This window comes from Streptomyces sp. S.PB5, assembly GCF_030403745.1.
In the GTDB taxonomy this organism is placed as follows: domain Bacteria; phylum Actinomycetota; class Actinomycetes; order Streptomycetales; family Streptomycetaceae; genus Streptomyces.
The window spans coordinates 147,113-165,045 of the sequence record NZ_JAQMWP010000003.1; the positions used below are offsets into that span (position 1 = coordinate 147,113).

The following is a 17,933-nucleotide window of genomic DNA, read 5'->3' on the forward strand; positions in this document are numbered from 1 at the left end:
CGCGGGGAATGACCCGACCCCCTTCCTGTGAACATACCGACCGGTTAGTCTGGCCGTCTCCGCAGAGCCGCAGTCGAAGGAGACCGATGGTGGAAGCCGTTCAGGGCGCAGGTGTCGTCGTCACGGGGGCCGGAGGGGGCATCGGCGCTGCCCTTGCCCGGCGGTTCGCCGCCGAAGGGGCCCGCGTCGTCGTCAATGACCTGGACGCCGCCAAGGCCGAGGCCGTCGCCGGTGAGATCGGCGGGATCGCGGTTCCCGGAGATGCCTCCACCGTCGTCGGCGAAGCCCGTTCCGCCCTCGGCGGCACCGTCGACGTCTACTGCGCCAACGCCGGTGTCGCCTTCGGCGGCCCCGAGGTCGACGACCTCGCCGACGCCAGGGCCTGGGAGCTGTCCTGGGACGTCAACGTCATGGCACACGTGCGTGCCGCCCATGCACTGCTCCCCGCCTGGCTGGAGCGCGGCCACGGGCGGTTCGTGTCCACCGTCTCCGCCGCCGGACTGCTCACGATGATCGGGGCCGCGCCCTACAGCGTCACCAAGCACGGGGCGTACGCCTTCGCCGAGTATCTGTCGCTGACGTACCGGCACCGGGGGATCAAGGTCCACGCCATCTGCCCGCAGGGTGTGCGCACCGACATGCTCAGCGCCACCGGCAGCGCGGGCGACCTCGTCCTCAAGCCGACGGCCGTCGAGCCGGACGATGTCGCGGAGGCCCTCTTCAAGGGCATCGCCGAGGACCGGTTCCTGATCCTGCCGCACCCCGAGGTCGCCGAGTACTACCAGGCCCGGGCCGCAGACCCCGACCGCTGGCTCGGCAACATGAACCACCTCCAGCAGAAGTGGGAGGAGCTGCAGTGACCGGGTCCCGGTACGCCGCCAAGCCCTGGGTGGCCCTGCTCAGCGACGCCCAGCGCGCCCCGATCGACCCCGACGACTCCCTCGTGCACGCCCTGCGCCGCGTCGTCGCCACGACCCCGGACCGCGACTTCCTCGCCTACTTCGACGGCCGTCTCACCTTTTCCGAGGTCGACGAGCTCAGCGACTCCGTCGCCGGGCACCTCGCCGCCCGCGGCCTGGAGCGGGGCGACCGGGTGGCGGTCCTGCTGCAGAACTCCCCGCTCTTCGTGCTCGCCCTCCTCGGTGCCTGGAAGGCCGGAGCGACCGTCGTGCCCGTCAACCCCATGTACAAGTCGGGCGAGGTGACCCACGTGCTGCGGGACGCCGACGTGGCCGCGCTGATCTGCTCCGACCGGGCCTGGGAGTCGTATCTGCGCGAGACGGCGGCGGACTCGCCGGTGCGGATCGTGCTCACCGGGTGTGAGCTGGACTTCCAAACTCGCGGTGACGCGCGCGTGCTGGCCTTCGAGCGGCTGCCACAGGCCGCCGACGCCGACGACCTGACCAGCGTGGCCCGCGCGGGGCACCGGGCGCCCGCGCACCGCGACCCCGATCCGTCGGACATCGCGCTCATCAGCTACACCTCGGGCACCAGCGGCACCCCCAAGGGCGCCACCAACACCCACGCCAACATCATGTACAACGCCGAGCGGCAGCGGACGGGCCTCCCGCTGCCGGACGCGCCCGTCTACCACGCGCTCGCGCCCCTGTTCCACATCACCGGGATGGTCTGCCAGCTCGGGGCGTGTCTCAACAGCGCGGGCACGCTCGTGCTGACGTACCGCTTCGAGGCGGGAGTCGTGCTGGAGGCGTTCGCCGAGCACCGGCCGCACTACACGGTCGGCCCCTCCACCGCTTTCATGGCGCTGGCCGCCCACCCGGACGCCACCCCGGACCACTTCTCGTCCTTCGTGAACATCTCCTCCGGCGGCGCGCCCGTGCCGCCCGCCCTGGTGGAGAAGTTCCGGGCGGGTTTCGGGCCGTACATCCGCAACGGCTACGGGCTGACCGAGTGCAGTGCCCCCTGCGCCTCCGTGCCGCCCCAGCTGGAGGCGCCCGTCGACCCGGCCTCCGGGACACTGGCCGTGGGTGTGCCGGGACCGCAGACGGTCGTACGGATCGTCGACGACCAGGGCGCCGAGGTGCCCTTCGGCGAGCAGGGCGAGATCCTCGTGCGCGGGCCGCAGGTCGTGCCCGGCTACTGGCGGCGGCCCGACGCCACCGCCGAGACCTTCCCGGACGGCGAGCTGCGCACCGGCGACATCGGGTTCATGGACGAGCGGGGCTGGCTGTACGTCGTCGACCGCAAGAAGGACATGATCAACGCGTCCGGCTTCAAGGTGTGGCCGCGCGAGGTCGAGGACGTGCTGTACACCCACCCGGCGGTGCGCGAGGCGGCCGTCGTCGGGGTGCCCGACGGGTACCGCGGGGAGACCGTGAAGGCGTACATCAGCCTGCGTCCGGGTGCCGACACGGACCCGGATGAAGTCGCGGTGTACTGCAAGGAGAGACTGGCCGCCTACAAATACCCGAGGCAGGTGGAGATCCTGTCCGACCTGCCGAAGACGGCAAGTGGGAAGATCCTCCGGCGGGAACTGCGTTCGCGCAGGCAGAACGAGCAATAGCACGAACGGAAGGGCAGGTGGCGACCAAGTGGCCAGGACGACGGACGGGGACGGTACGCCCGTCCCGCAGCGGCTGCTGGCCGCCGCCACCCGGCTCTTCGCCGAGCAGGGCTACGACCGCACCTCCGTGCAGGAGATCGTCGAGGCGGCCGGCGTCACCAAGGGGGCGCTGTACCACTACTTCGGCTCCAAGGACGACCTCCTGCACGAGGTGTACGCGCGCGTGCTGCGCGTCCAGCAGGAGCGCCTCGACGCCTTCTCCAGCTCCGACGAGCCGATCGAGAAGCGCCTCAGGGGTGCCGCCGCGGATGTCGTCGTCACGACGATCGAGAACCTCGACGACGCGATGATCTTCTTCCGCTCCATGCACCACCTCAGCCCGGAGAAGAACAAGCAGGTCCGCGCCGAGCGCCGGCGCTACCACGAGCAGTTCCGCGCGCTCGTCGAGGAGGGCCAGGCGACCGGCGTCTTCTCCACCGCCACCCCCGCGGACCTGGTCGTCGACTACCACTTCGGCTCGGTCCACCACCTGTCGACCTGGTACCGCCCCGACGGCCCGATGAGCCCCCAGGAGGTCGCCGACCACCTGGCAGACCTCCTGCTCAGAGCCCTGCGCCCCTGACGGGTCCGAGGCCTCGCCCCTGGCCCGAGCCCTCCTCCCGGGCTCCAGGTCCCGTCCCCGGGCCAGCAGGCTCCCTCCCAGGCTCTCCAGCGTCCCGTGACGGGCCCCAGCCCCTTCCCGCACGCGGGTTCCGTGCCGGTCCGAGGCCTCCTCCCGCACGCGGGTTCCTGGCGGGGCCGGGGCCTCGTTCTGGGGCCCAGGTCCCCTCCCAGGCTCTTCAGCGTCCCGTGACGGGCCCCAACCGCTTCCCGCGCCCGGGTTGCCTGACGGTCCGAGGCCTCTTCCCGCACGCGGGTTCTTGGCGGGGCCGGGGCCTCGTTCTGGGGCCCAGGTCCCCTCCCAGGCTCTTCAGCGTCCCCTGACGGGCCCCAACCGCTTCCCGCGCCCAGGTTCCCTGACGGGCCCGAGGCCTCCTGACGGGCGCCCAGGTCTCGGTGACGGTTCCAAGGCCTCCCGATGGGCGCCCAGGTCTCCGTGACAGGCCCCTAGGTCTCCGTGGCAGGCCCCAGCCCGGCCTCCCGGGCCCAGGCCGCCGCCTCCGCGCGGTCGGCGACGCCGAGCTTCGCCAGGACCGCCGACATGTGGTTGCTGACCGTCTTGGGGGACAGTCCGAGCCGCGCGGCCACCACCCCGTTGGGCTGCCCCTCCGCGATCAGCGTCAGCACGTCCCGCTCCCGGGGGGTGAGCGTCGGACACGGATCGGGCTGCGGCAGCGGCCGCCCCAGCTGGCCGAGCACCCGCCGTGCCACCCCGGGCCCGAAGATCGCCTCACCGGCGGCCACCGCCCGGATCGCCCGGACGATCTCGTCCTGCCCGGCCCCCTTGAGCACATAGCCCCGGGCGCCGGCCCGCATGGCCGCGAAGACCGAGTCGTCCTCCTCGACCATGGTGAGCATCAGGACGGCCACGGCCGGGGCGACCCGGGCGATCTCCCGGGTCGCCTCGATGCCGTTCTGGTCCGGCATCCGGATGTCCATCACCATCACCTGCGGGCGCAGCGTCACGGCGGCCCGTACGGCCTCCCGCCCGCTGGCCGCCACCCCGACGACCCGCACCGGGGGACTCCCGTCCCGGACCGACTCCAGCAGCGCGGCGAGCCCGGTACGGACCACGGGGTGGTCGTCGGCCAGCACGACCCGCAGCGCGTCGCTGCCGCCCCCCTCCGCCGTCTCCCCACTCATGGCATCGCCGCCCCCTTCCGCTCGCCCCGCCCGCGTGCCCTCGCGGGTTTTCTCCGTCGGCTGCGCCCTCGCGCCCTCACCGGTACCTTCCGCCGCCTCCGCCCTCACACCCTCGCGCGGTCTCTCCGCGGGTTGCGCCCTCGTGCCGTCGCCGCTTTCTTCCGCCGCCTCCGCCATTACGCCCTCGCGGGTTTTCTCCGCCGCACCCGCCCTCGCGTCCTCGCGGGTTCTCGCCATCGGCTGCACCCTCGCGCCCTCGCCGGTCCCTTCAGCCGACCCCGCCTTCACCCCCTCGCGCGGCATTACCGCCGGCCGCGCCCTCGCGCACTCACCGGCCCCATCCGCCGCCCCCGCCATCACGCCCTCCCTCCCAGCGGCAACGTCGCCGTCACCCGCCCCTGGTCGGCCACGCAGCGTCCGCCGAGTTCGGCCGCGCGTTCCTGCATCGAGGTGATGCCCACGCCCGGCCGCCACTCGCTCTCCCCGTTCACCGGGGCGCCGTCGTCGCGCACCTCCAGGCGCAGGCCCTCGCCGATCTCGATCCGCAGCTCCACCTGCGAGGCCCGGGCGTGCCGGGCCGCGTTGGTGAGTGCCTCGACCGCGATCCGGTACGCGGCCACCTCCACCGCCGCGGGCAGCGCCGGCAGCCGCTCCGGAGCCTGGATCCGCACCTGGAGCGGAATGCCGTCCGCCCGCCAGGACAGCCGCGCCGCGCGCTCCTCCAGCGCCCCGAGCAGCCCCAACTGGTCCAGGTCCGGCGGTCGCAGCCCGTCCACCAGCCGGCGGATCTCACCGACCGCGCCCCCGATCTCGGCCCGCAGCTCCGCGAGCAGACCGGCCGCCCGCTCCTGGTCGAAGGCGAGCAGATTGCGTACCGCGTCCGCCTGGAAGGCCGCCCCGGCGAGTGTCGGACCCAGTCCGTCGTGCAGATCCCGGCGGATGCGTCTGCGCTCCTCCTCCCGCGCCGCGACGATCCGCTCGCGGGAGTGCTGGAGCTGCCGGGTCAGATCGGTGGCGTGCAGCGCGGCCGCCAACGGGACGGCGAGCAGCTCCAGGACGGCCAGATCGGCGGGCGCCGGCTGCTGCTCACCGGGCCGCAGACCGACGACCAGCCCGCCGACGGTACGGCCGTCGTAGTCCAGGGGCACGGTGTGCACGGGCCCTGCCGGGGTGCCCCAACTCCCGCTCGCGGCCCCCGACCTGGACTCGACGGACACATACGGCAGTCGCAGCGCTTCGCCCACCGCCTCCGGCACCCCGCCCACCCCGGTACCGGCGAGCCGCTCGCCGATGCGGGAGACCGCGCGCACCGGGTCGTGCCGGTCGCCGTAGAGGGTCCGGTCCACCATGCGCTGCAGCCGGCGCCGGGCGGGCTCGAAGGCGACCGCGAGGGTGACCGTGACCAGCGCGGGGCCGAGAAGCTCGGGGACCGGGGCCAGTTGGGACTGTACGAAGGCGACGAGGCCGACGTAGGCGGCGATCACGCCGAGCGTGAGCGCACCGTACAGCAGGCTCCGCGAGACGACGACTCGGATGTCGAGCAGCTCGTGACGGAGCACGGCGATCATGATGGCGACCGGAAGCGCCAGGGTGCAGAACGACGTGTAGACCGGGGGGAAGCCGAAGGCCTGGAACAGCACGCTCAGCGCCAGCGGGGTCATCCCGGCGATCAGCCACAGCATGCGGCGCCGGTCCTGCTCCCCGCCCCGCCGGTAGCGCATGGTCATGACGGCGAACACCGCGGCCAGGACGAGAAAGCCCTTGGCGGTCTCGACGTGCTGCAGCACGGGCAGCCATCCGGCCGGCACCGGGAGGTACGACGGCTGGGCCGCCGTACCGCTGAACAGCCCCCAGTCGGCCCGGGCCCAGACCACGAAGTCGAGCGGCGAGGACAGCAGTTGGAGCACCAGTGCCCAGCGCCAGCGGCGGTCGGGCAGCCGCCCGTCGGGGAACAGGAAGAACACGAAGACGAACGCCCACGAGCTCCCGACGATCCAGGTGTGCCGCCCCACGGTCGTGATCGCGTGCAGCAACTCCGGGGACCAGCCCAGCCGCAGCCCCTCGACGCCGAGGGCGATCGACAGTCCCGTGAAGGCATGGCCAAGCCCGTATCCGATCAGCAGCCAGCCGATGGGGTTGCGCGGCCGGTGCAGTGCGATGACGGCACCGCAGACGGGGTAGGCGAAGCCGACCGCCAGATCGACGACCATGTCGTAGCGGACCAGGTCCCGTGCCGAGACGTCCGCGACCACCAACAGCCCCGCTCCGGCCGCCACTTGGGCGAGCGCCAGCCCGAGCAGGGCGTACGCCGCCACCGTGCGCCGCCGGGTTCGCCCCTGCCGGTCCTTCATGCCCCCATCGTCCCGGCCCGACCGCCCGGGTGTCATGGGAACCGTTCCCGGTCCACCCGGGAGAACTTCCGGGCGGCGCCCGGCGGATCCCTCTCCACTCCCGGCCGCCCGGGACGCGATGCTCAAGGGGCAGGACCGAAGACCACGGGGGAGAACGAAATGACCAAGCTGTCACTGAACCGGCGCCTCACCGGCGTCGTCCTGGGCTCGCTGCTCGCACTGGGCGGTACGGCCGCCGTACCGGCCGCGGCGCAGACCGACGCCACGCCGTCGCAGGCGCGGGCCGCCTGTTCCATCTCGGTGACCGAGCCGCACATCTACAAGCGCTGGGACGCCCTCGGCGGAGCCGACGGCTGGCTGGGCTGCCCGACGACCGGCACCAGGGACGTGTACCTGAACAACGTCTACGCCGGAAAGCGCCAGTACTTCGACTACGGCACCGTCACCTGGTCGCCGCGCCAGGGGCGGAACATGGTCGTCGCCGCGTGGCAGGACGGCGGCTACGCCTACTTCAACTGGGGCACGACCAGCCCGTACTCCTACGACCGCTTCCTGGTCCGCTGGACCAGCGCCGCAGACCCGAACGGCACCCAGCGTGAGGTGGGCGGCGGGACGTCCGGGCGGGTGCGGGTGCGGCAGCAGACCACCGGCGCCTACACCTTCCGTGTCGAGGGCTGCGACGTGGGCGTGTTCGGCCACTCCTGCCGCCAGGGCTGGACGCTCAGCGCGACCACCCAGCCCAGCTGACCATCACCTCGGGGGAGCGGGGCCGGTGGGGCGTGCACGCCCCACCGGCCCTCGCGGCTGCCCGGACCCCCTCAGTTCCCGAGGTACTTCTTCAACTCCTGCCGCGCCAGCGAGCGCTGGTGCACCTCGTCGGGCCCGTCCGCGATCATCAGCGTCCGCGCCCCCGCATACAGCTCGGCCAGCGGGAAGTCCTGGCTCACCCCGCCCGCGCCGTGCAGCTGGATCGCCCGGTCGATGATGTCGACGACCGCGCGCGGCGTGGCGATCTTGATGGACTGGATCTCGGTGTGGGCACCCCGGTTGCCGACGGTGTCCATCAGCCAGGCCGTCTTCAGCACCAGCAGCCGCAGCTGCTCGACCGTCACGCGCGCGTCGGCGATCCAGTTGTGCACCACACCCTGCTGGGCCAGCGCCTTGCCGAAGGCCGTACGGGACACCGCCCGCCTGCACATCAGCTCGATCGCCCGCTCGGCCATGCCGATCAGCCGCATGCAGTGGTGGATCCGGCCCGGACCGAGGCGGGCCTGGGCGATGGCGAAGCCGCCGCCCTCCTCGCCGATCAGGTTCGACACCGGCACGCGCGCGTTGTCGAAGATCACCTCGGCGTGGCCGCCGTGGTAGTGGTCCTCGTAGCCGAAGACCTGCATCGCGCGCTTGACGGTGACGCCCGGGGTGTCGCGCGGGACGAGCACCATGGACTGCTGACGGCGGATGTCCTCGCCGTCCGGGTCCGTCTTGCCCATCACGATGAAGATCCTGCAGTCCGGGTTCATCGCCCCGGAGATGTACCACTTGCGCCCGTTGATGACGTACTCGTCGCCGTCGCGCTCGATGTACGTCGTGATGTTCGTGGCGTCCGAGGAGGCCACCTCCGGCTCGGTCATCGCGAACGCCGAGCGGATCTCACCGGCGAGCAGCGGCTCCAGCCACTGCTTCTTCTGCTGCTCGTCCCCGAACTGGGTGAGCACCTCCATGTTCCCGGTGTCCGGCGCCGCGCAGTTCAGCGCGGTGGGCGCCAACTGCGGGGAACGCCCGGTGATCTCGGCGAGCGGGGCGTACTGGAGGTTGGTCAGCCCGGCACCGTACTCGGCGTCCGGCAGGAAGAGGTTCCACAGGCCCTGCCTGCGCGCCTCGGCCTTCAACTCCTCGACCACGGCCGGGGTGTCCCACGGCGAGGCCAGCCGCGCGCGCTGCTCCTCGGCGACGGCCTCGGCCGGGTAGACGTACTCGTCCATGAAGGCGAGCAGCTTGGCGCGCAGTTCCTCGGTGCGTGCGTCGAACGCGAAGTCCATGGCGGGTCAGCCTTCCTGAAGGGTGGTCAGGCCGTGCGAGATGAAGACGGGGACGAGATCGCCGATGCGGTCGAAGCCGCGGCCGACCGTCTGGCCCAGGGTGTAGCGGTAGTGGATGCCCTCCAGGATCACGGCGAGCTTGAACCATGCGAACGCCGTGTACCAGGAGACCGTGGAGACGTCGCGCCCCGAACGGGCCGCGTACCGCTCGACGAGTTCGGCCGGATCCGGGTGCCCCGGTGCGGTGGCCGTCGTGGAGACGGGGGAGTCGGGCAGCTCCAGGGGGATGCTGTACATGACCAGCAGCCCCAGATCGGTGAGCGGGTCGCCGAGGGTCGACATCTCCCAGTCGAGGATCGCCCTGATCCGGTCGTCCTCGCCGATGAGGACGTTGTCGAGCCGGTAGTCGCCGTGGATCACGGTCGCCGCGGGGGACGCCGGCAACTGCCGCCCCAGCGCCGCGTGCAGCTCGTCGATGCCGGCCAGCTCACGGTTGCGGGAGGCGTCCAGCTGCTTGCCCCAGCGGCGCAACTGCCGGTCCAGGAAGCCCTCCGGGCGCCCGAAGTCCGCGAGCCCCACCTCGGCGGGGTCCACCGAGTGCAGCTCGACCAGGGTGTCGACCAGGGAGAGCACCGCGCCCCGGGTGCGCTCAGGACCGAGCGGGACCAGCTGGTCGGCGGTGCGGTAGGGGGTGCCCTCGACGAACTCCATGACGTAGAACGGCGATCCGAGCACATCTTCGTCCTCGCACAGCAGCACCGGCCGGGGCACCGGCACCTGCGTCGGATGCAGCGCGCTGATCACCCGGTGCTCGCGCTTCATGTCGTGCGCGGTGGCCAGGACATGGCCGAGCGGAGGACGCCGTACGACCCACTTCGAGGTGCCGTCGGAGACCGCGTACGTCAGGTTCGACCGTCCGCCCTCGATCAGCCGGCCGGTGAGGGAGCCCTGGACCAGACCGGGCCGCTCTCGGTCGAGCAGACCGCGGAGCCGGTCGAGGTCGAGGCCGGGCGGATGGTCGGGGCTCATACATCGCTCCTACGGGCAGATGAACGGGACATGACTCATCATGCCGACCGGTCGGTATGCCGTCCAGTGCGGGGCGCGAACGTGATCTGAACCACGATAGGCCGACGGCCCCCCGCGCGGTGCGGCGGGGAGCCGTCGGCGATGCTTCTCGGTCAGGTCACGGCCCGCTCAGTGGTCGTCCCAGTGGCCGTCGTGCGAGGCGTGCCGGTGGCCGTCGTGCAGATAGTCGACGTGGTCGCCGTGGAGCACGCTCTCGTGGCCGCAAGAGTCTCCGTGCTGATGCTCATGGCCGTCATGGGCGACGTGTCCGCTCGGCTCGCACTCGTCCCAGTGGCCGCTGTGCTCGCGGTGCAGATGCCCGCCGTGCGCGTAGTCGACGTGGTCCCCGTGCTGCACCTCGGTGTGTCCGCAGTCGGGGCCGTGGGTGTGCTCGTGGGAGATGTGTTCCTGGTGGAGGGTGGTGCTCATGGTGCTCACCTTCGGAGAAACCGGGGGTCTTGACGATGACGACGGACAGGCTGCCACGCGAACGCCGCATATCCGGGCATCCCGCTTGCGTGGCGTCCGGCTACCCCGGAGGGTCGGTGCCATGAAGGCCATCAGCTACTCACGCTACGGCGGCCCCGAGGTCCTCGCATACGGGGAGGTGCGCGACCCCAAGGTCGGCGTCGACTCGGTGCTGGTCAAGGTCCGGGCGGCGGCGGTCAACCCGGTCGACTGGCACGCGCGCGAAGGCCACCTCGACCGCATCCTCGACCCCGTCTTCCCGGTGGTCCCCGGCTGGGACGTCTCCGGCGTGGTGGTCGGCCTCGGGGTGTCCGTCACGGAGTTCGCGGTCGGCGACGAGGTCATCGGCTACGTCCGGGAGGATTTCCTCTCCCGCGGCACCTTCGCCGAGTACGTCGCCGCCCCCGTCCGCACCCTCGCCCGCAAGCCGCGCAACCTCTCCTTCGAGGAGGCGGCAGGACTCCCGCTGGTGGGGCTCACGGCGTACCAGGTGCTGGTGAAGGCCCTCCAGGTCAAGCGCGGGGAGACGGTCCTCGTGCACGCGGCGGCCGGCGGGGTCGGCTCCATCGCCGTGCAGCTGGCCCGCCACCTCGGCGCCCGGGTCATCGGTACGGCGAGCAAGGCCAACCACGACTTCGTACGCGCCCTGGGCGGCGAGCCCGTCGAATACGGCGAGGGCCTGTCCGAACGGGTCCGCGGACTGGCCCCCGAGGGCGTCGACGCGGCCTTCGACACGATCGGCGGCGAGACCCTGACCGTCTCGGCCAACCTCCTCGCCCCCGAGGGCCGTCTGGTGTCCATCGCCGACGGGGAGGTCGTGAGCTACGGCGGCCGCTATTTCTGGGTCCGCCCGGACGCGGACGACCTCCAGCGGCTGTCCGAACTGGCCGAGCAGGGCGTGGTGTCGGTGCATGTCTCGGAGACGTTCCCGCTGGAACAGACGGCGCAGGCGCAGAGGCTGAGCCAGGAGGGGCGGACGAGGGGGAAGATCGTGGTGACGGTGGACTGGGAGGCGGAAGCGGAGGCCGAGGCGGCAGAGGTGGAGGCGGCGGCGGACTAGAGCACCAGGGCGGCGCCGCAGACCGCCATGGCCATGGTGCACAGCACCGCCAGCGTGGCGTGGCGCGGCGCGAGCGCGGCCGGGGTTCCGGTGTACGCGAGCTCGCCGATGCGGCGGTGTGCGAGGAACAGGAAGCCCAGCCACAGCACACAGCACAGGGCACAGGCGACGACCCCGGCCGCGGACGGCCCGCCCTGCAGCGCGGCCTTCACGGCGAGCACGGCGGCGACGGTGCCGGAGAGGGTCGTGCGGCGCCATGCGAGTCGGGTGCGTTCGGGCTGGAGACCGGGGTCCCGCTCCTCCTCGGCGGCGTCGGCTCCGGCGCTCACCCCTCCCACCCGACGAGCACGACGACGACCATCGCGACGGCGACGACCGCGACGACGAGGCTCAGCACCGCCGGGAACCGCGACACCGGCAGATCCTCCCCGCGCCGCATGGCCCGCTCGCACCGCATCCAGTGATTGACGGCCCGCAGCGAGCACAGCACACCGGCGCCGAGCAGCGCGAGGGCCAGCCCGACCCGCCACCCCCACCGCAGATCCGGCAGGAACTGGTCCACCGCGAACCCGCCGCCGATGAGCGCGAGCGCGGTCCGCAGCCAGGCCAGAAAGGTGCGCTCGTTGGCGAGGGAGAACCGGTAGTCGGGCGTACTGCCCTCCTTGCGGACCTCCCCGGGTGCGAACCAGAGCCGGGCGTTCCGTGCGAAATCGATCACGCCAGGGACCCTACCGGGCCGCCCGCGCGGGGCCGCCGCTGCGGGCCTGCTCAGTTCCCCTTCCGGAACTCCCTGAGCCGCTCGTACGCGTCCAGCCCGTCCGGCACCCACTCCCACTGCGCCAGCCGCCGCTGCACCTCCTCCTCGTCCAGGAACCCGTACCAGGCCACCTCCTCGACCTGCGGGTTCACCGCGAGTTCGCAGCGCACCTCGTACACCGACGACCACCAGGTCTGCCCGGCCCCGTCGTCGTAGAGGAACTTGAAGAGGAAGACCGGCTGCGGCAGGCCGCTGACGCCCAGCTCCTCCTCGGCCTCCCGCAGTGCCGCCTCGTCGTAGGACTCGCCCGCGCCGACCACCCCGCCCACCCACATGTCGTACAGGGAGGGGAACACCAGCTTGGTCGGGGTGCGGCGGTGCACGAAGAGCCGGCCCGTCGCGTCCCGGGCCTGGATGAAGACGCACCGGTGGCGCAGCCCCTCGGCGTACGCCCTGCCGCGTGGCGACTGTCCGATGACCTGGTCGTTCTCGTCGACGATGTCGAGGATCTCGTCAGCAGAGCTCATGGGGTCATCCAAGCAGGGCCCCGGGGACGGCCGATCCGCACCCCACGAGGATCAGTTCGGCTGGAGATCCCGGGCCGTCGCCCGCACCGGCCGCTCCGCCGAGCCGCACGGCATCGCCGGATGCAGCCCCAGCAGCACGATCCCCGTCACGACCGCCGCCAGTCCCGCCGCCTCCCAGGCCAGCGCGCCCGCGTCCATGCGCAGCTGGTCGCCCAGGAACCCCACACCGCAGATGATCCCCGCCAGCGGCTGGGCCGCGGTCAGGGCCGGCAGGGACATCCGCAGGGACGCCGTCTCGAAGGCGCTCTGGACCAGGACCAGGCCGGTGACGCCGAGCGCGAGCACCGCGTACGGCTGCCAGCCGGTGAGGACGTGCACGAGGCCGCCCTCGGAGAAGCGTTCGCCGCTGACCCGGGTGAGGGCGTCCTGGACGCCGTACAGCAGTCCGGCCGCCACCGCGAGCAGCGCCGGGCCCGCGACCAGCCGGGAACGCTTCGCGTAGGTCGTCAGCAGCAGCGCGAGCCCGATCATCGCGCCGATGATCAGCCAGTGCCGGAAGGGGTCGCTGACCGCCGTGCCGCCGCGCGGCTCGCCCGCGACGATGAACGCGGTGACGCCGCCCGCGAGGAGCAGCAGTCCCGCCCAGCCCTGACGGCCCAGCGGCTGCTTGGTCTGATGGCGGGAGAGGGCCATCGCGAACAGCAGGTTCGTCGCCAGCAGGGGTTCCACCAGGGAGATCTCGCCCTGGCCCAGCGCGATCGCGCCGAGGACCATGCCGGCCACCATCAGCCCGATACCGCCCCGCCAGCGCGGCACCTTCATCAGGTCCAGGAGCAGGCGGGGGGAGAGGAAGTCGTTCAGCGGCGCCCGCTGAGCGGCGTTCTGCTGGAGGACGAATCCGAAGCCCAGGCAGCAGGCGGCGCTCACGGCGAGAACCAGAACCAGAACCGACACGCTGCGTACCTCGATCACTCGGCCGGGCCACGGGGTGCGTTGGAGGCCGACTGTAGCGTCCTTGGGCCCGGCACGCTCCCGGGAGTACCCGGATCCGGGCAGTTGACTCGGTCACCCCGTACGACCGTGCCGTCATGGTCCGACAGGGACCCGCCCGGCGCCATGGCGTACGCCACATGCACCCCCTGCCGACCGGTCCAAGTGATCACAACTGCCTCTTCCATAACGGAAGTTGACACGTTTAACACCCGGTGGAACCTTGACGAAGAGCGTTGGCTGCGGCTTTGCTGTCCGTGACCAACTGCCCACACAACCGAACTACGACGTCGAGCTGCGTCGCGTGAGGAAGTCTCCGCGGTGTCTCCACCCCCGCCCCCGCTAGGCCGCGGCCGCAGACGCGCGGCCCAGGTCTTCGACGCCGCTCTCGACGACGCCGAACTCGTCTCCGCCCGCTCCGCCCTGGCCCAGGGCCGCTGGCAGGCCGCCCGTTCCCTGCTCGCCCACACGGGCGACGAGTGGGACCTGCGCGGCCACCGGGTGACCGGCCTCGCCATGGAGCCCTACAGCGCCGCCTGGACCCGCGACTGGCTGCTCGCCGAACCCGAGTCCGCCGACGCCGCCGTCCTGCTCGCCCTGGCCCTCGTCCACCGTGCCGTGGCGGGCAAGGAGAAGCCGGAGAAGGCCCGCGAGGCCTGCCGCGCCGCCGCCGAGCGGGTGCCCGCCGACCCCACCCCCTGGCTCGGCCTGCTGCTCCTGGAGCAGGGATCGCTCGGGGGCGCGAACACCGTCCGGATCTTCGAAGAGGTGCGGCGGCGCCACGCGGACCACCACCACGCCCACCATCTGATGGTCGCCCGCCTCGCCGAGCACCGCGCCGAAGCCGGTCCGGACCCGCTCCACGAGGTCTACGACTTCGCCACCTGGGCCGCCGAACAGGCCCCCGCCGACTCCCCCCTCGCCATCCTCCCGGTCATCGCGCACGCCGAGCGCTACCGCGTCCTCGCCGTCGCGGGCCATGAACCCCCCGACCCGGCCTCCTCCGGCCACTGGGTCGGCCGCCGCGCCCGGCAGGTCCTGAAGGCCGCCTTCGACTGGTGGCTGGAATGGGAGCACGAGGGTCACCCGCGCCGCCTGGTGGACCTGAACTTCCTCGCCCACGCCAAGGTCTGCGAGGGAAGGGGCGCCGAGGCCGCCGCCCTCTTCCACCGCATCGGCGAGCACGCCACCCCGGCCCCCTGGTCCTACCCCGACCGGGACCCGTACCCCGCCTTCCGTGCCGCCCGCGACAGCGTGCTCGGCACGGCGTAACGCCCCCGAACCCAGCTAAGGACGGTCCCGATGACCACGAGCAGAACCAGCGCCGGCGACGGCATCAGTACCTACAAGGGCCAGGAGCGGGCCCTGCGCGCCGACCGCCTGGGCACCGGCGGCCTGCTGCTCTCCGTCCTCGCCGCGACCGCCCCCCTCATGGTCGTCGCGGGTGTCATGCCCACCACATTCGCGGTGATGGGCATCGTCGGACAGCCCCTGCTCTTCGTCGTCCTCGGCGTGGTCCTGATCCTCTTCAGCGTCGGCTACGCCGAGATGAGCCGGCACGTCCACAACGCCGGCGCCTTCTACGCCTACATCTCCCGCGGCCTCGGCGGCACCGCAGGCGCGAGCTCGGCCCTGGTCGCCCTCGTCGCCTACAACGCCCTCCAGGTCGGCATCTACGGCATCTTCGGCTTCGAGGTCTCCGGCCTCTTCGCCACCTATGCCGATGTCGAGATCGCCTGGTGGATACCGTCCCTGGTCGCCGCGCTGGCCGTCGGCGCGCTCGGCTGGCTGAAGATCGACGTCAACGCCAAGGTGCTCGGCGTCCTGCTGGTCATCGAGGTGGCCCTGGTCGTCATCTTCGACATCGCGGCCGTCGCCGACCCCGCCAAGGAGGGCCTGTCCCTGCACGCCTTCAACCCGGACACCCTCACCGGCGCGGGCGTCGGCACCGCGCTCTGCTTCTGCATCGCCGCCTTCCTCGGCTTCGAGCAGGCGCCCGTCTACGCCGAGGAGACCAGCCGCCCGCACGTCCTGGTGCCCCGCGTGATGTTCCTCGCCGTCGGCGGGGTCGCCGTCTTCTTCGCGCTCAGCAGCTGGGCCCTCACCGTCGCCACCGGCCCCTCCGCGATCGTCGGCGAGTCCCAGAAGCAGAGCGCCGGACTGCTCTTCGGCCTCACCGAGTCCCGCCTCGGCGGCACCTTCACCGACGTCCTGCACGTCCTGTTCGTGACCGGCATGTTCGCCGCCATGCTCAGCTTCCACAACGTCGTCGCCCGCTACGCCTTCGCCATGGGCCGCGAGGGCCTGCTCCCCGCGGCCTTCGGGCGCACGAACGGCGCCAGCGGCGCCCCCGCCACCGGGTCCCTGCTCCAGACGGCCGTCTCGGTGGTGATCGTCGTCGCCTTCGCGATCGCCGACGACAAGCCGACCGGCGACCCGACCGAGCCCGTCCTGCACCTGTTCACCTGGGGCGGCAACATCGGCGCCCTCGGTGTGATCGTGCTGATGGCCGCGGCCTCCTTCTCGGTCGTCGTCTTCTTCGTCCGCCGCGGTGCCGCCGGCGCCCAGGCCTGGCGACTGGTCACCTCCGTGCTCGCCGGCATCGCCCTGCTCGTCATCGCCGGCTACACCGTGAAGGACTTCGACGTCCTCGTGGGCGCCGGACCGGACTCGTCCCTGAGCTGGATCCTCCCCGGCATCATCGGCCTGGCCCTGGTCGTCGGCGTGATCCAGGGACTGCTCCTCAAGGCCCGCTCGCCCGAGGCGCACGCCCGGATCGGCCTGGGCAACGAGGCGTTCCAGCTGGAGAAGGCGGCCTCTTCCTGAGAGGACGTGCTCTTCCTCGGAGGACGTGAGAAGTGGTTACGGAAGTCTGACGGGCACCCGCGAACCCTGGTCCGCCAGGGCCCGCGGGTGTTCGAATGGGTGAGTGAACTCCGGACAACCCGAGGAACAGGGCAGGCCCGTCGGCCGCCGCGTCCTCCTCGGCACCCTCGGCCTGGGCGCCCTCGGCGTGGTCGCCGCCCCCACCCTGCAACGCGGCCTGGAAGCCTTCCTCGGCAGCGCCGCCGACAAGGACCCCACCGGCCTCACCGGCCTGCTCCCCAACGGCGGCGGCTTCCGCTACTACTCGGTCGCCTCCTCCGTCCCCCACAAGAACGCCGCGAACTACCGCCTGAGGATCGACGGCCTCGTCGACCGCCCGGCCACCTACACCCTGAACGACCTGCGCGCGATGCCCCAGACCCGGATGGTCAAGGACGTCCAGTGCGTCACCGGCTGGCGCGTCCCGGACACCCCCTTCGAGGGCGTACGCCTCTCCCATCTCCTCGACGCCGCCGGAGTCCAGGCCAAGGGCACCGCGATCCGCTTCAGCTGCTTCGACGGCACCTACACCGAGAGCCTCACCCTCGACCAGGCCCGCCGCGCCGACGTCCTGGTCGCCCTGCGCATGCAGGACAAGGACCTCGGCCACAGCCACGGCGGCCCCGTCCGCCTCTACGTGGCCCCCATGTACTTCTACAAGTCCGCCAAGTGGCTCTCCGGCATCACCGTCACCGAGGACGTGGAGCCCGGCTACTGGGAGGACCGCGGCTACGACGTCGACGCCTGGGTCGGCAGGTCGAACGGACGGGACGATGAGCCTACGAGCTGAGGCGCCGCCGGAGACGCGCGTACGCCGCTTCGGCCGCAGCCAGCGCTGGGTGCACCGCACGACCGCCGCCCTGATGGGAGTCTGCGTGCTCACCGCGGCCTTCCTCTACATCCCCGAGTTCGCCGAACTCGTCGGCCGCCGCGAGCTGGTGGTCCGCGTCCACGAGTGGTCCGGCCTCGCCCTGCCGCTGCCCGCTCTGGCGGGCCTCGCCTCCCGCCACTTCCGCGCCGACCTGGGTTTCCTGAACCGCTTCGGCCCGCACGACAGGATCTGGCTGCGCGCGGCCCTACGACGCGACAAGCGCCGCGCGTCCCGCCCCGCGGGCAAGTTCAACGCCGGACAGAAGATCTACGCGGCCTGGATCGCGGGCGCCACCCTGGTGATGCTCGGCACCGGCCTGCTGATGTGGTTCACCCACCTCACCCCGATCCAGTGGCGCACCAGCGCGACCTTCGTCCACGACTGGCTGGCCCTGACCATCGGCATCGTCCTCGCCGGCCACATCGGCATGGCCCTCGGCGACCCCGAGGCCCGCCGAGGCCTGCGGACCGGGACGGTGAGCCGGGAATGGGCCGAGCGGGAACACTCCTTGTGGCGGCACTGAAGCGGACGGCGGCACGTCGGCGGCGGGCGGCACGGACACGGACGGCAGCACCGAACCGGACGGCGCCACCGAGACACCCGGCGACCC

General features: G+C 72.2%; 18 protein-coding genes. 9 read left to right on the top strand and 9 right to left on the bottom strand.

All coding sequences use genetic code 11. The features are described 5' to 3' along the window. Positions 1 to 86 precede the first annotated feature (86 nt). From PH203_RS09510 to PH203_RS09520, 3 genes are read left to right on the top strand one after another with little or no spacing between them, the layout of a single operon-like run. Complete coding sequence (locus PH203_RS09510) at positions 87 to 860, top strand: SDR family oxidoreductase (RefSeq protein WP_289918571.1); 774 nt, start codon at positions 87 to 89, stop codon at positions 858 to 860. After that, entirely contained in the window at positions 857 to 2,524 is a 1,668-nt protein-coding gene (locus tag PH203_RS09515) for an AMP-binding protein (RefSeq protein WP_289918574.1), read from the top strand. The genes PH203_RS09510 and PH203_RS09515 overlap by 4 nt, the downstream gene beginning before the upstream one ends. A 28-nt stretch (positions 2,525 to 2,552) precedes the next feature. After that, on the top strand, positions 2,553 to 3,146 hold the full coding sequence (locus PH203_RS09520; RefSeq protein WP_289918575.1) for a TetR/AcrR family transcriptional regulator: 594 nt from the start codon (positions 2,553 to 2,555) through the stop codon (positions 3,144 to 3,146). A 485-nt stretch (positions 3,147 to 3,631) separates the two neighbouring features. Here PH203_RS09520 and PH203_RS09525 read toward each other — a convergent pair whose 3' ends face one another. Both PH203_RS09525 and PH203_RS09530 read right to left on the bottom strand, forming a co-directional pair. Next, positions 3,632 to 4,327, bottom strand: coding sequence for a response regulator transcription factor (locus PH203_RS09525; RefSeq protein WP_289918576.1), 696 nt, complete (start codon positions 4,325 to 4,327; stop codon positions 3,632 to 3,634). Between the two features lie 356 nt (positions 4,328 to 4,683). After that, positions 4,684 to 6,678 carry a histidine kinase gene (locus PH203_RS09530; protein ID WP_289918577.1) on the bottom strand — a complete coding sequence of 665 codons (1,995 nt, stop codon included), beginning with the start codon at positions 6,676 to 6,678 and terminating at the stop codon, positions 4,684 to 4,686. 159 nt (positions 6,679 to 6,837) lie between these two features. On the opposite strand from PH203_RS09530, the gene PH203_RS09535 reads away from it, so the two are divergent. After that, positions 6,838 to 7,425: a hypothetical protein gene (locus PH203_RS09535; protein ID WP_289918581.1), complete on the top strand. Its 588-nt coding sequence runs from the start codon at positions 6,838 to 6,840 to the stop codon at positions 7,423 to 7,425. A gap of 71 nt (positions 7,426 to 7,496) precedes the next feature. Here the strand turns inward: PH203_RS09535 and PH203_RS09540 are convergent, their stop codons facing one another. The 3 genes from PH203_RS09540 to PH203_RS09550 all read right to left on the bottom strand — a co-directional run bounded on the left by PH203_RS09540 (position 7,497) and on the right by PH203_RS09550 (position 10,214). Continuing rightward, positions 7,497 to 8,717: an acyl-CoA dehydrogenase gene (locus PH203_RS09540; RefSeq protein WP_289918582.1), complete on the bottom strand. Its 1,221-nt coding sequence runs from the start codon at positions 8,715 to 8,717 to the stop codon at positions 7,497 to 7,499. A gap of 6 nt (positions 8,718 to 8,723) precedes the next feature. Further along, the gene (locus PH203_RS09545; RefSeq protein ID WP_289918586.1) at positions 8,724 to 9,746 is read right to left on the bottom strand and encodes a phosphotransferase family protein; all 1,023 of its coding nucleotides are present in this window, start codon (positions 9,744 to 9,746) and stop codon (positions 8,724 to 8,726) included. Positions 9,747 to 9,914: 168 nt separating this feature from the next. Further along, positions 9,915 to 10,214, bottom strand: coding sequence for a hypothetical protein (locus PH203_RS09550; protein WP_289918588.1), 300 nt, complete (start codon positions 10,212 to 10,214; stop codon positions 9,915 to 9,917). Between the two features lie 121 nt (positions 10,215 to 10,335). Between PH203_RS09550 and PH203_RS09555 the strand changes: the two genes are divergently transcribed. Continuing rightward, positions 10,336 to 11,313 (top strand): NADP-dependent oxidoreductase, encoded by a 978-nt coding sequence (locus tag PH203_RS09555; RefSeq protein ID WP_289918590.1) that lies wholly within the window; start codon positions 10,336 to 10,338, stop codon positions 11,311 to 11,313. Here PH203_RS09555 and PH203_RS09560 read toward each other — a convergent pair. From PH203_RS09560 to PH203_RS09575, 4 genes are read right to left on the bottom strand one after another with little or no spacing between them, the layout of a single operon-like run. Then, entirely contained in the window at positions 11,310 to 11,642 is a 333-nt protein-coding gene (locus PH203_RS09560) for a DUF202 domain-containing protein (RefSeq protein ID WP_289918591.1), read from the bottom strand. The two genes, PH203_RS09555 and PH203_RS09560, sit on opposite strands and share 4 nt — an antisense overlap. Then, the gene (locus PH203_RS09565) at positions 11,639 to 12,031 is read right to left on the bottom strand and encodes a DUF202 domain-containing protein (protein ID WP_289918592.1); all 393 of its coding nucleotides are present in this window, start codon (positions 12,029 to 12,031) and stop codon (positions 11,639 to 11,641) included. The genes PH203_RS09560 and PH203_RS09565 overlap by 4 nt, the downstream gene beginning before the upstream one ends. Positions 12,032 to 12,081: 50 nt before the next feature. After that, complete coding sequence (locus PH203_RS09570) at positions 12,082 to 12,597, bottom strand: NUDIX domain-containing protein (RefSeq protein ID WP_289918593.1); 516 nt, start codon at positions 12,595 to 12,597, stop codon at positions 12,082 to 12,084. 51 nt (positions 12,598 to 12,648) lie between these two features. Continuing rightward, on the bottom strand, positions 12,649 to 13,551 hold the full coding sequence (locus PH203_RS09575) for a DMT family transporter (protein ID WP_289918594.1): 903 nt from the start codon (positions 13,549 to 13,551) through the stop codon (positions 12,649 to 12,651). A 357-nt stretch (positions 13,552 to 13,908) separates the two neighbouring features. On the opposite strand from PH203_RS09575, the gene PH203_RS09580 reads away from it, so the two are divergent. The 4 genes from PH203_RS09580 (at position 13,909) to PH203_RS09595 (ending at position 17,846) form a co-directional block, all read left to right on the top strand. Beyond that, positions 13,909 to 14,859: a hypothetical protein gene (locus PH203_RS09580; RefSeq protein ID WP_289918595.1), complete on the top strand. Its 951-nt coding sequence runs from the start codon at positions 13,909 to 13,911 to the stop codon at positions 14,857 to 14,859. A 30-nt stretch (positions 14,860 to 14,889) separates the two neighbouring features. Beyond that, positions 14,890 to 16,413, top strand: coding sequence for an APC family permease (locus PH203_RS09585; protein WP_289918596.1), 1,524 nt, complete (start codon positions 14,890 to 14,892; stop codon positions 16,411 to 16,413). Between the two features lie 103 nt (positions 16,414 to 16,516). After that, positions 16,517 to 17,242 (top strand): molybdopterin-dependent oxidoreductase, encoded by a 726-nt coding sequence (locus PH203_RS09590; protein ID WP_289918597.1) that lies wholly within the window; start codon positions 16,517 to 16,519, stop codon positions 17,240 to 17,242. Continuing rightward, positions 17,226 to 17,846, top strand: coding sequence for a cytochrome b/b6 domain-containing protein (locus PH203_RS09595; protein ID WP_289918598.1), 621 nt, complete (start codon positions 17,226 to 17,228; stop codon positions 17,844 to 17,846). Before PH203_RS09590 ends, PH203_RS09595 begins: the two co-directional genes overlap by 17 nt. The last annotated feature ends 87 nt before the right edge of the window (positions 17,847 to 17,933 follow it).

What these genes read in the sequence shown, in the direction of transcription:
- PH203_RS09525 (WP_289918576.1), bottom strand. Translation starts at nt 4,327, where the DNA reads ATGAGTGGGGAGACGGCGGAGGGGGGCGGCAGCGACGCGCTGCGGGTC.
- PH203_RS09595 (WP_289918598.1), top strand. Translation starts at nt 17,226, where the DNA reads ATGAGCCTACGAGCTGAGGCGCCGCCGGAGACGCGCGTACGCCGCTTC.
- PH203_RS09510 (WP_289918571.1), top strand. Translation starts at nt 87, where the DNA reads ATGGTGGAAGCCGTTCAGGGCGCAGGTGTCGTCGTCACGGGGGCCGGA.
- PH203_RS09545 (WP_289918586.1), bottom strand. Translation starts at nt 9,746, where the DNA reads ATGAGCCCCGACCATCCGCCCGGCCTCGACCTCGACCGGCTCCGCGGT.
- PH203_RS09530 (WP_289918577.1), bottom strand. Translation starts at nt 6,678, where the DNA reads ATGAAGGACCGGCAGGGGCGAACCCGGCGGCGCACGGTGGCGGCGTAC.
- PH203_RS09550 (WP_289918588.1), bottom strand. Translation starts at nt 10,214, where the DNA reads ATGAGCACCACCCTCCACCAGGAACACATCTCCCACGAGCACACCCAC.
- PH203_RS09570 (WP_289918593.1), bottom strand. Translation starts at nt 12,597, where the DNA reads ATGAGCTCTGCTGACGAGATCCTCGACATCGTCGACGAGAACGACCAG.
- PH203_RS09535 (WP_289918581.1), top strand. Translation starts at nt 6,838, where the DNA reads ATGACCAAGCTGTCACTGAACCGGCGCCTCACCGGCGTCGTCCTGGGC.
- PH203_RS09540 (WP_289918582.1), bottom strand. Translation starts at nt 8,717, where the DNA reads ATGGACTTCGCGTTCGACGCACGCACCGAGGAACTGCGCGCCAAGCTG.
- PH203_RS09585 (WP_289918596.1), top strand. Translation starts at nt 14,890, where the DNA reads ATGACCACGAGCAGAACCAGCGCCGGCGACGGCATCAGTACCTACAAG.
- PH203_RS09555 (WP_289918590.1), top strand. Translation starts at nt 10,336, where the DNA reads ATGAAGGCCATCAGCTACTCACGCTACGGCGGCCCCGAGGTCCTCGCA.